This is a genomic window from Citrobacter sp. RHB21-C05, assembly GCF_013889015.1.
Classification (GTDB): Bacteria; Pseudomonadota; Gammaproteobacteria; order Enterobacterales; family Enterobacteriaceae; genus Citrobacter_A; species Citrobacter_A sedlakii.
In genome coordinates this window covers 4,368,377-4,380,885 of record NZ_CP057611.1, presented here as the reverse complement: position 1 = coordinate 4,380,885, position 12,509 = coordinate 4,368,377, and the positions used below count along the sequence as shown (strand labels likewise).

The 12,509-nt window shown below is 53.1% G+C and carries 8 protein-coding genes; all 8 read left to right on the top strand.

The window, feature by feature from the left end:
• The first annotated feature begins 230 nt into the window (after window positions 1-230).
• The 8 genes from secE (at window position 231) to rpoC (ending at window position 12,425) form a co-directional block, all read left to right on the top strand.
• On the top strand, window positions 231-614 hold the full coding sequence (secE, locus tag HVX72_RS20800) for a preprotein translocase subunit SecE (protein ID WP_042293049.1): 384 nt from the start codon (window positions 231-233) through the stop codon (window positions 612-614).
• A gap of 1 nt (window position 615) precedes the next feature.
• On the top strand, window positions 616-1,161 hold the full coding sequence (nusG, locus tag HVX72_RS20795; RefSeq protein WP_003862341.1) for a transcription termination/antitermination protein NusG: 546 nt from the start codon (window positions 616-618) through the stop codon (window positions 1,159-1,161).
• 154 nt (window positions 1,162-1,315) lie between these two features.
• Window positions 1,316-1,744 (top strand): 50S ribosomal protein L11, encoded by a 429-nt coding sequence (gene rplK / locus HVX72_RS20790; protein ID WP_012133815.1) that lies wholly within the window; start codon window positions 1,316-1,318, stop codon window positions 1,742-1,744.
• 3 nt (window positions 1,745-1,747) lie between these two features.
• Window positions 1,748-2,452, top strand: coding sequence for a 50S ribosomal protein L1 (rplA, locus tag HVX72_RS20785; protein ID WP_001096690.1), 705 nt, complete (start codon window positions 1,748-1,750; stop codon window positions 2,450-2,452).
• Between the two features lie 396 nt (window positions 2,453-2,848).
• The gene (gene rplJ, locus HVX72_RS20780; RefSeq protein ID WP_042293041.1) at window positions 2,849-3,346 is read left to right on the top strand and encodes a 50S ribosomal protein L10; all 498 of its coding nucleotides are present in this window, start codon (window positions 2,849-2,851) and stop codon (window positions 3,344-3,346) included.
• Between the two features lie 66 nt (window positions 3,347-3,412).
• Window positions 3,413-3,778 (top strand): 50S ribosomal protein L7/L12, encoded by a 366-nt coding sequence (gene rplL, locus HVX72_RS20775; RefSeq protein ID WP_181822205.1) that lies wholly within the window; start codon window positions 3,413-3,415, stop codon window positions 3,776-3,778.
• Window positions 3,779-4,096: 318 nt separating this feature from the next.
• Window positions 4,097-8,125: a DNA-directed RNA polymerase subunit beta gene (gene rpoB / locus HVX72_RS20770; protein ID WP_042293034.1), complete on the top strand. Its 4,029-nt coding sequence runs from the start codon at window positions 4,097-4,099 to the stop codon at window positions 8,123-8,125.
• A gap of 76 nt (window positions 8,126-8,201) precedes the next feature.
• Entirely contained in the window at window positions 8,202-12,425 is a 4,224-nt protein-coding gene (gene rpoC / locus HVX72_RS20765; RefSeq protein WP_042293032.1) for a DNA-directed RNA polymerase subunit beta', read from the top strand.
• The last annotated feature ends 84 nt before the right edge of the window (window positions 12,426-12,509 follow it).

The window sequence follows — 12,509 nt, the reverse complement described above, 5'->3', positions numbered from 1 at the left end:
AACATTTGACGCAATGCGCAATAAAAGGGCATCATTTGATGCCCTTTTTGCACGCTTTCGAACCAGAACCTGGCTCATCAGTGATTTTATTTGTCATAATCATTGCTGAGACAGGCTCTGTAGAGGGCGTTAAACCGAAGTGCTAACGCGTATTTCGGTACAAGGTTGATAGGTTAGCCTCGCATTCGCGGGGTGAAATTATTTGTAGAATTCTTCTGACAGGTTGGTTTATGAGTGCGAATACCGAAGCTCAAGGGAGCGGGCGCGGCCTGGAAGCGATGAAGTGGATCGTCGTCGTGGCGTTGCTGCTCGTGGCAATTGTCGGCAACTATCTTTATCGTGACATGATGTTGCCGCTGCGTGCGCTGGCCGTAGTAATTCTGATTGCTGCAGCGGGTGGTGTCGCGCTGTTGACGACAAAAGGTAAAGCAACGGTTGCTTTTGCCCGCGAAGCGCGTACGGAAGTACGTAAGGTCATTTGGCCGACTCGCCAGGAAACATTGCACACCACGCTGATTGTGGCTGCGGTTACCGCGGTAATGTCACTGATCCTGTGGGGACTGGATGGTATTCTGGTTCGCCTGGTTTCCTTTATCACTGGCCTGAGGTTCTGAGATGTCTGAAGCTCCTAAAAAGCGCTGGTACGTCGTTCAGGCGTTTTCCGGTTTTGAAGGCCGCGTAGCAACGTCGCTGCGCGAGCATATCAAATTACACAATATGGAAGAGTTGTTTGGCGAAGTCATGGTGCCGACCGAAGAAGTGGTCGAAATCCGTGGCGGTCAGCGTCGTAAGAGCGAGCGCAAATTCTTCCCGGGTTACGTACTGGTACAGATGGTCATGAATGACGCGAGCTGGCACTTAGTACGTAGCGTACCGCGTGTGATGGGCTTTATCGGTGGTACTTCCGACCGTCCTGCGCCAATCAGCGATAAAGAAGTTGATGCGATCATGAACCGTCTGCAGCAGGTGGGGGATAAGCCGCGTCCGAAAACGCTGTTTGAGCCGGGTGAAATGGTTCGTGTTAACGATGGTCCGTTCGCTGACTTTAACGGCGTGGTTGAAGAAGTGGATTACGAGAAGTCCCGCCTGAAAGTCTCTGTTTCTATCTTCGGTCGTGCGACCCCGGTAGAGCTGGACTTTGCCCAGGTAGAAAAAGCCTAAGCAGCGATCAAAAAAGCGACGATTTAATCGTTGCACAAGGCGCGAGATTGGAATACAATTTCGCGCCTTTTGTTTTTATGGGCCTGGCCCGTAAAACGATTTTATTCACGGGGAGCCTTCCTGAGGCGCTATCACCCAATTCGAGGAATTTAGAATGGCTAAGAAAGTACAAGCCTATGTCAAGCTGCAGGTTGCAGCTGGTATGGCAAACCCGAGTCCGCCGGTTGGTCCAGCACTGGGTCAGCAGGGCGTTAACATCATGGAATTCTGCAAAGCGTTCAACGCAAAAACAGATTCCATCGAAAAAGGTCTGCCGATTCCGGTTGTTATCACCGTTTACGCTGACCGTTCTTTCACTTTCATTACCAAGACTCCGCCGGCAGCCGTTCTGCTGAAGAAAGCGGCTGGCATTAAGTCTGGTTCTGGTAAGCCGAACAAAGACAAAGTGGGTAAAATTTCCCGCGCTCAGCTGCAGGAAATCGCGCAGACCAAAGCTGCCGACATGACTGGTGCCGACATTGAAGCGATGACTCGCTCCATCGAAGGTACTGCACGTTCCATGGGCCTGGTAGTGGAGGACTAAGAAATGGCTAAACTGACCAAGCGCATGCGTGTGATCCGTGAGAAAGTTGATGCGACCAAACAGTACGACATCAACGAAGCTATCTCTCTGCTGAAAGAACTGGCTACCGCTAAGTTCGTAGAAAGCGTAGACGTTGCCGTTAACCTCGGTATCGATGCGCGTAAATCTGACCAGAACGTACGTGGCGCGACTGTACTGCCGCACGGTACTGGCCGTTCCGTTCGCGTAGCCGTATTTACCCAGGGCGCAAACGCTGAAGCTGCTAAAGCTGCTGGCGCTGAACTGGTAGGTATGGAAGATCTGGCTGAACAGATCAAGAAAGGCGAAATGAACTTTGACGTTGTTATTGCTTCTCCGGATGCAATGCGCGTTGTTGGCCAGCTGGGCCAGGTACTGGGTCCGCGTGGCCTGATGCCAAACCCGAAAGTGGGTACTGTAACCCCGAACGTTGCTGAAGCGGTTAAAAACGCGAAAGCGGGTCAGGTTCGTTACCGTAACGACAAAAACGGCATCATCCACACCACCATCGGTAAAGTGGATTTTGACGCTGACAAACTGAAAGAAAATCTGGAAGCTCTGCTGGTTGCGCTGAAAAAAGCAAAACCGTCTCAGGCGAAAGGCGTGTACATCAAGAAAGTTAGCATCTCCACCACCATGGGTGCTGGCGTTGCCGTTGATCAGGCTGGTCTGAGCGCATCTGCGAACTAAGATTAGCTTTACGTGGGCGGTGGTTTTGTCTACAATTCTACCCCCACGATTCTGCAAATAGCAGATTTATATTCGAGATATTCAGTTTGTGGCAAGGCAGCAACCATAGCGAACTCTGTGACTGGTGTGAGCGAAGGAAGCTAACGCCGCCACAGGCTGAATAGCGAAGAATAGAAAGAATTTGTTCGTTGGAGCCTGGCCTATCCAGGCCTCCGTCGAAGACCGCAGGTGTTTCGTAAGAAACTTAATGCCCTGCGTAGACGGTGACAGAACGCTAAGATTATTTTTGGATATTCTGGCTTGTTTCTGCTCACCGTATTAAGACGCTCTCTCCGTTGGGAAGAGTGAAGTGAGTTCCGGAACATGAGTTCCGGCAAACATCCAGGAGCAAAGCTAATGGCTTTAAATCTTCAAGACAAACAAGCGATTGTTGCTGAAGTCAGCGAAGTAGCCAAAGGCGCGCTGTCTGCAGTAGTTGCGGATTCCCGTGGCGTAACTGTAGATAAAATGACTGAACTGCGTAAAGCAGGTCGTGAAGCTGGCGTTTACATGCGTGTTGTTCGTAACACCCTGCTGCGCCGTGCTGTTGAAGGTTCTCCGTTCGAGTGCCTGAAAGACACGTTTGTTGGTCCGACCCTGATTGCATACTCTATGGAACACCCGGGCGCTGCTGCTCGTCTGTTCAAAGAGTTCGCGAAAGCGAATGCAAAATTTGAGGTCAAAGCCGCTGCCTTTGAAGGTGAGCTGATCCCGGCGTCTCAGATCGACCGCCTGGCAACTCTGCCGACCTACGAAGAAGCAATTGCACGCCTGATGGCAACCATGAAAGAAGCTTCGGCTGGCAAACTGGTTCGTACTCTGGCTGCTGTACGCGATGCGAAAGAAGCGGCTTAATCGCCGTTATCTTTATAAAGCATCCGCTTACGTATAAACTTATTCTGATATTCAGGAACAATTTAAATGTCTATCACTAAAGATGAAATCATTGAAGCAGTATCCGCTATGTCCGTAATGGACGTTGTAGAACTGATCTCTGCAATGGAAGAAAAATTCGGTGTTTCCGCTGCTGCTGCTGTAGCTGTAGCTGCTGGCCCGGTTGAAGCTGCTGAAGAAAAAACTGAATTCGACGTAATTCTGAAAGCTGCTGGCGCTAACAAAGTTGCTGTTATCAAAGCAGTACGTGGCGCAACTGGCCTGGGTCTGAAAGAAGCTAAAGACCTGGTAGAATCTGCTCCGGCCGCTCTGAAAGAAGGCGTGAGCAAAGATGACGCTGAAGCACTGAAAAAATCTCTGGAAGAAGCTGGCGCTGAAGTTGAAGTTAAATAAGCCAACCCTTCCGGTTGCAGCCTAAGCGATTAGGCTGATGGCTGGTGACTTTTTGGTCACCAGCCTTTTTGCGCTGTAAGGCGCCAGTAGCGTTTCACACTGTTTGACTACTGCTGTGCCTTTCAATGCTTGTTTCTATCGACGACTTAATATACTGCGACAGAACGCCCGTTCTGTGTAAATCGCAATGAAATGGTTTAAGCGTGATAGCAACAGGCATTGCGGAAAGTATCCATTTTCCGGTCAACAAAATAGTGTTGCACAAACTGTCCCTGTGCAGGACAGATGGGTCGACTTGTCAGCGAGCTGAGGAACCCTATGGTTTACTCCTATACCGAGAAAAAACGTATTCGTAAGGATTTTGGTAAACGTCCACAAGTTCTGGATGTGCCTTATCTCCTTTCTATCCAGCTTGACTCGTTTCAGAAGTTTATCGAGCAAGATCCTGAAGGGCAGTATGGTCTGGAAGCTGCATTCCGTTCCGTGTTCCCGATTCAGAGCTACAGCGGTAATTCCGAGCTGCAATACGTCAGCTACCGCCTTGGCGAACCGGTGTTTGACGTTCAGGAATGTCAGATCCGTGGCGTGACCTATTCCGCACCGCTGCGCGTAAAACTGCGTCTGGTGATCTACGAGCGCGAAGCGCCGGAAGGCACCGTAAAAGACATTAAAGAACAAGAAGTCTACATGGGTGAAATTCCACTCATGACAGACAACGGTACTTTCGTTATCAACGGTACTGAGCGTGTTATCGTTTCCCAGCTGCATCGTAGCCCGGGCGTCTTCTTCGACAGCGATAAAGGTAAAACACACTCTTCCGGTAAAGTACTGTATAACGCGCGTATCATTCCTTACCGTGGTTCCTGGCTGGATTTCGAATTCGATCCGAAGGACAACCTGTTCGTCCGTATCGACCGTCGCCGTAAACTGCCTGCGACTATCATTCTGCGTGCGTTGAACTACACCACAGAGCAGATCCTGGACCTGTTCTTCGAAAAAGTCGTCTTTGAGATCCGCGACAACAAGCTGCAGATGGAGCTTGTACCGGAACGCCTGCGTGGTGAAACCGCCTCCTTCGATATCGAAGCGAACGGTAAAATCTACGTTGAAAAAGGCCGCCGCATTACTGCACGTCATATTCGTCAGCTGGAAAAAGACGATATCAAACATATCGAAGTTCCGGTTGAATATATTGCAGGAAAAGTAGCCTCGAAAGATTACGTTGATGAATCTACTGGCGAGCTGATCTGCCCGGCGAACATGGAGCTGAGCCTGGATCTGCTGGCTAAGCTGAGCCAGTCTGGCCACAAACGTATCGAAACGCTGTTTACCAACGATCTGGATCACGGCCCGTACATTTCTGAAACGGTACGCGTCGACCCGACCAACGATCGTCTGAGCGCGCTGGTAGAAATCTACCGCATGATGCGCCCGGGTGAGCCGCCGACACGTGAAGCAGCGGAAAGCCTGTTCGAGAACCTGTTCTTCTCCGAAGACCGTTATGATCTGTCTGCGGTCGGTCGCATGAAGTTCAACCGTTCTCTGCTGCGTGATGAAATCGAAGGTTCCGGTATCCTGAGCAAAGACGACATCATCGAAGTGATGAAGAAGCTCATCGATATCCGTAACGGTAAAGGCGAAGTCGATGATATCGACCACCTCGGCAACCGCCGTATCCGTTCCGTAGGCGAAATGGCGGAAAACCAGTTCCGCGTTGGCCTTGTACGTGTAGAGCGTGCGGTGAAAGAGCGTCTGTCTCTGGGCGATCTCGATACCCTGATGCCTCAGGATATGATCAACGCCAAACCGATTTCTGCGGCAGTGAAAGAGTTCTTCGGCTCCAGCCAGCTGTCTCAGTTTATGGACCAGAACAACCCGCTGTCTGAGATCACGCACAAGCGCCGTATCTCCGCACTCGGCCCGGGTGGTCTGACCCGTGAACGCGCAGGCTTCGAAGTTCGAGACGTACACCCGACCCACTACGGTCGCGTATGTCCAATCGAAACGCCTGAAGGTCCAAACATCGGTCTGATCAACTCCCTGTCCGTGTACGCGCAGACGAACGAGTATGGCTTCCTTGAGACGCCGTATCGTCGCGTGGTTGATGGCGTGGTAACCGATGAAATTCATTACCTGTCTGCTATTGAAGAAGGCAACTTCGTTATCGCTCAGGCGAACTCCAACCTGGATGAAGACGGCCACTTCGTAGAAGATCTGGTGACCTGCCGTAGCAAAGGCGAATCCAGCTTGTTCAGCCGCGACCAGGTTGACTACATGGACGTATCCACCCAGCAGGTGGTATCCGTCGGTGCGTCCCTGATCCCGTTCCTGGAACACGATGACGCCAACCGTGCATTGATGGGTGCGAACATGCAACGTCAGGCCGTTCCGACTCTGCGTGCAGATAAGCCGCTGGTTGGTACCGGTATGGAACGTGCTGTTGCCGTTGACTCCGGTGTGACTGCCGTTGCTAAGCGTGGCGGTACCGTTCAGTACGTGGATGCCTCCCGTATCGTTATCAAAGTTAACGAAGACGAGATGTATCCGGGCGAAGCGGGTATCGACATCTACAACTTGACCAAATACACCCGCTCTAACCAGAACACCTGTATCAACCAGATGCCGTGTGTTTCCCTGGGTGAGCCGGTTGAGCGCGGCGACGTGCTGGCAGACGGTCCGTCCACCGACCTCGGTGAACTGGCGCTCGGTCAGAACATGCGCGTAGCGTTCATGCCGTGGAACGGCTACAACTTCGAAGACTCCATCCTCGTGTCCGAGCGTGTTGTCCAGGAAGACCGTTTCACCACCATCCACATTCAGGAACTGGCGTGTGTGTCCCGTGACACCAAGCTGGGGCCGGAAGAGATCACCGCTGACATCCCGAACGTGGGTGAAGCTGCGCTCTCCAAACTGGATGAATCCGGTATCGTTTATATCGGTGCGGAAGTGACCGGCGGCGACATTCTGGTAGGTAAGGTCACGCCGAAAGGTGAAACCCAACTGACGCCAGAAGAGAAACTGCTGCGCGCGATCTTCGGTGAGAAAGCGTCTGATGTGAAAGACTCTTCTCTGCGCGTACCAAACGGTGTTTCCGGTACGGTTATCGACGTTCAAGTCTTTACCCGCGATGGTGTAGAAAAAGACAAGCGCGCGCTGGAAATCGAAGAAATGCAGCTCAAGCAGGCGAAGAAAGACCTGTCTGAAGAACTGCAGATCCTCGAAGCGGGCCTGTTTAGCCGTATCCACGCAGTGCTGGTTTCCGGTGGCGTTGAAGCTGAGAAGCTCGACAAACTGCCGCGTGACCGCTGGCTGGAGCTGGGCCTGACCGACGAAGAGAAACAAAATCAGCTGGAACAGCTGGCTGAGCAGTATGACGAACTGAAACACGAGTTCGAGAAAAAACTCGAAGCGAAACGCCGTAAAATCACTCAAGGCGACGATCTGGCACCGGGCGTGCTGAAGATCGTTAAGGTCTATCTGGCGGTTAAACGTCGGATCCAGCCTGGTGATAAGATGGCAGGTCGTCACGGTAACAAGGGTGTAATTTCTAAGATCAACCCGATCGAAGATATGCCTTACGATGAAAACGGTACGCCGGTAGACATCGTACTGAACCCGCTGGGCGTACCGTCTCGTATGAACATCGGTCAGATCCTGGAAACCCACCTGGGTATGGCTGCGAAAGGTATCGGCGACAAGATTAACGCCATGCTGAAACAGCAGCAGGAAGTCGCGAAACTGCGCGAATTCATCCAGCGTGCGTACGATCTGGGCGCTGACGTTCGTCAGAAAGTTGACCTGAATACCTTCAGCGATGAAGAAGTTCTGCGTCTGGCTGAAAACCTGCGCAAAGGTATGCCAATCGCAACGCCGGTGTTCGACGGTGCGAAAGAAGCGGAAATTAAAGAGCTGCTGAAACTGGGTGACCTGCCGACTTCCGGTCAGATCACGCTGTTCGACGGCCGTACGGGTGAACAGTTCGAGCGTCCGGTAACCGTAGGTTACATGTACATGCTGAAACTGAACCACCTGGTCGACGACAAGATGCATGCTCGTTCCACCGGTTCCTACAGCCTGGTTACTCAGCAGCCGCTGGGTGGTAAGGCGCAGTTCGGTGGTCAGCGCTTCGGGGAGATGGAAGTGTGGGCGCTGGAAGCATACGGCGCGGCATACACCCTGCAGGAAATGCTCACCGTTAAGTCTGATGACGTGAATGGTCGTACTAAGATGTATAAGAACATCGTGGACGGCAACCATCAGATGGAACCGGGCATGCCGGAATCCTTCAACGTACTGTTGAAAGAGATTCGTTCGCTGGGTATCAACATCGAACTGGAAGACGAGTAATTCTCGCTCAAACAGGTCACTGCTGTCGGTGTAACACCCGGCAGCGGAATGTGCTAACTCCGACGGGAGCAAATCCGTGAAAGACTTATTAAAGTTTCTGAAAGCGCAAACTAAAACCGAAGAGTTTGATGCGATCAAAATTGCTCTGGCTTCGCCAGACATGATCCGTTCATGGTCTTTCGGTGAAGTTAAGAAGCCGGAAACCATCAACTACCGTACGTTCAAACCTGAGCGTGACGGCCTTTTCTGCGCCCGTATCTTTGGGCCGGTAAAAGATTACGAGTGCCTGTGCGGTAAGTACAAGCGCCTGAAACACCGCGGTGTGATCTGTGAGAAGTGCGGCGTAGAAGTGACCCAGACCAAAGTGCGCCGTGAGCGTATGGGCCACATCGAGCTGGCCTCTCCGACTGCTCACATCTGGTTCCTGAAATCGCTGCCGTCCCGTATCGGCCTGCTGCTCGATATGCCGTTGCGCGATATCGAACGCGTGCTGTACTTCGAATCCTATGTGGTTATCGAAGGCGGTATGACCAACCTGGAACGCCAGCAGATCCTGACTGAAGAACAGTATCTGGATGCGCTGGAAGAGTTCGGTGACGAATTCGACGCGAAAATGGGCGCCGAAGCGATCCAGGCCCTGCTGAAGAGCATGGATCTGGAGCAAGAATGTGAAACGCTGCGCGAAGAGCTGAACGAAACCAACTCCGAAACCAAGCGTAAGAAGCTGACCAAGCGTATCAAACTGCTGGAAGCGTTCGTACAGTCCGGCAACAAGCCGGAGTGGATGATCCTGACCGTTCTGCCGGTTCTGCCGCCAGATCTGCGTCCGCTGGTTCCGCTGGATGGCGGTCGTTTCGCAACGTCGGATCTGAACGATCTGTACCGCCGCGTGATCAACCGTAACAACCGTCTGAAACGTCTGCTGGATCTGGCTGCGCCGGACATCATCGTACGCAACGAAAAACGTATGCTGCAGGAAGCGGTTGACGCCCTGCTGGATAACGGTCGTCGCGGTCGTGCGATCACCGGTTCTAACAAGCGTCCTCTGAAATCTTTGGCCGACATGATCAAAGGTAAGCAGGGTCGTTTCCGTCAGAACCTGCTCGGTAAGCGTGTTGACTACTCCGGTCGTTCTGTTATCACCGTCGGTCCATACCTGCGTCTGCATCAGTGCGGCCTGCCGAAGAAAATGGCGCTGGAGCTGTTCAAACCATTCATTTACGGCAAGCTGGAACTGCGTGGCCTCGCCACCACCATCAAAGCCGCGAAGAAAATGGTTGAGCGCGAAGAAGCTGTCGTTTGGGATATCCTGGACGAAGTGATCCGCGAACACCCGGTACTGTTGAACCGTGCGCCGACCCTGCACCGTCTGGGTATCCAGGCATTCGAACCGGTACTGATCGAAGGTAAAGCTATCCAGCTGCACCCGCTGGTTTGTGCGGCGTATAACGCCGACTTCGATGGTGACCAGATGGCTGTTCACGTACCGCTGACGCTGGAAGCCCAGCTCGAAGCGCGTGCGCTGATGATGTCTACCAACAACATCCTGTCTCCGGCGAACGGCGAACCTATCATCGTTCCGTCTCAGGACGTTGTACTGGGTCTGTACTACATGACCCGTGACAGTGTTAACGCCAAAGGCGAAGGCATGGTGCTGACTGGCCCGAAAGAAGCTGAGCGTATTTATCGCGCCGGCCTGGCCTCTCTGCATGCGCGCGTCAAAGTGCGTATCACTGAATACGAAAAAGATGCTAACGGCGAATTCGTTGCGAAAACCAGCCTGAAAGACACGACCATTGGCCGTGCCATTCTGTGGATGATCGTACCGAAAGGTCTGCCTTTCTCCATCGTCAACCAGGCGCTGGGTAAGAAAGCGATCTCCAAAATGCTGAACACCTGCTACCGTATTCTGGGCCTGAAACCGACCGTAATTTTTGCGGACCAGACGATGTATACCGGCTTTGCGTATGCAGCGCGTTCAGGTGCATCCGTTGGTATCGATGACATGGTCATCCCGGACAAAAAATACGAAATCATCTCTGAGGCGGAAGCCGAAGTTGCTGAGATTCAGGAACAGTTCCAGTCTGGTCTGGTGACCGCGGGCGAACGCTATAACAAAGTGATCGATATCTGGGCTGCGGCGAACGATCGTGTATCCAAAGCGATGATGGATAACCTGCAAACCGAAACCGTGATTAACCGTGACGGTCAGGAAGAACAGCAGGTTTCCTTCAACAGCATCTACATGATGGCCGACTCCGGTGCGCGTGGTTCTGCTGCTCAGATTCGTCAGTTGGCGGGTATGCGTGGTCTGATGGCGAAGCCGGATGGCTCCATCATCGAAACGCCAATCACCGCGAACTTCCGTGAAGGTCTGAACGTACTCCAGTACTTCATCTCCACGCACGGTGCGCGTAAAGGTCTGGCGGATACCGCGCTGAAAACGGCGAACTCCGGTTATCTGACCCGTCGTCTGGTTGACGTGGCGCAGGATCTGGTGGTAACCGAAGACGACTGTGGTACGCACGAAGGTATCCTGATGACGCCGGTTATCGAGGGTGGCGACGTTAAAGAACCGCTGCGCGATCGCGTACTGGGTCGTGTTACCGCTGAAGACGTACTGAAGCCGGGTACTGCCGACATTCTGGTTCCGCGCAACACGCTGCTGCACGAACAGTGGTGTGACCTGCTGGAAGAGAACTCTGTCGATGCCGTGAAAGTGCGTTCCGTCGTATCCTGCGACACCGACTTTGGTGTCTGTGCGCACTGCTACGGTCGTGACCTGGCGCGTGGCCACATCATCAACAAAGGTGAGGCTATCGGCGTTATCGCGGCACAGTCCATCGGTGAACCGGGTACACAGCTGACGATGCGTACGTTCCACATCGGTGGTGCGGCATCTCGTGCGGCTGCGGAATCCAGCATCCAGGTGAAAAACAAAGGTAGCATCAAGCTCAGCAACGCGAAGTCGGTTGTGAACTCCAGCGGTAAACTGGTTATCACCTCCCGTAACACCGAGCTGAAGCTGATCGACGAATTCGGTCGTACCAAAGAGAGCTATAAAGTGCCTTACGGCGCGGTTATGGCGAAAGGTGATGGCGAGCAGGTTGCCGGCGGTGAAACCGTTGCAAACTGGGATCCGCACACCATGCCGGTTATCACCGAAGTAAGTGGTTTCATCCGCTTTACTGACATGATTGACGGCCAGACCATTACGCGTCAAACCGACGAACTGACCGGTCTGTCTTCTCTGGTGGTTCTGGATTCTGCTGAACGTACTACCGGCGGTAAAGATCTGCGTCCTGCACTGAAAATCGTTGATGCTCAGGGTAACGACGTGCTGATCCCGGGTACCGATATGCCTGCGCAGTACTTCCTGCCGGGTAAAGCGATTGTACAGCTGGAAGATGGCGTACAGATCAGCTCTGGTGACACCCTGGCGCGTATTCCGCAGGAATCCGGCGGTACCAAGGATATCACCGGTGGTCTGCCGCGCGTTGCGGACCTGTTCGAAGCCCGTCGTCCGAAAGAGCCGGCAATCCTGGCTGAAATCAGCGGTATTATTTCCTTCGGTAAAGAGACCAAAGGGAAACGTCGTCTGGTTATCACCCCGGTAGACGGTAGCGAGCCATACGAAGAGATGATTCCGAAATGGCGTCAGCTCAACGTGTTCGAAGGTGAACGCGTAGAACGTGGTGACGTGGTTTCCGACGGTCCGGAAGCGCCGCACGACATCCTGCGTCTGCGTGGTGTGCATGCTGTGACCCGTTACATTGTTAACGAAGTCCAGGACGTATACCGTCTGCAGGGCGTTAAGATTAACGATAAGCACATCGAAGTTATCGTTCGTCAGATGCTGCGTAAAGCCACCATCGAAAACGCGGGCAGCTCCGACTTCCTGGAAGGCGAGCAGGTTGAATACTCCCGCGTCAAGATCGCGAACCGCGAACTGGAAGCGAACGGCAAAGTGGGCGCAACGTACTCCCGCGATCTGCTGGGTATCACCAAAGCGTCTCTGGCTACCGAATCGTTCATTTCTGCCGCATCGTTCCAGGAAACCACGCGTGTCCTGACCGAAGCAGCCGTTGCGGGTAAACGCGACGAACTGCGTGGCCTGAAAGAGAACGTTATCGTGGGTCGTCTGATCCCGGCAGGTACCGGTTACGCGTACCACCAGGATCGTATGCGTCGTCGCGCAGCGGGCGAACTGCCAGCTGCACCGCAGGTGACTGCCGAAGATGCATCCGCGAGCCTTGCAGAACTGCTGAACGCAGGTCTGGGCGGTTCCGACAACGAATAATCGTTGATGCCTTTAACAAAAAACCCGCTTCGGCGGGTTTTTTTATACTTTTTTTCAGCCCGGTAAGCGTCTCGCCACCGCGTT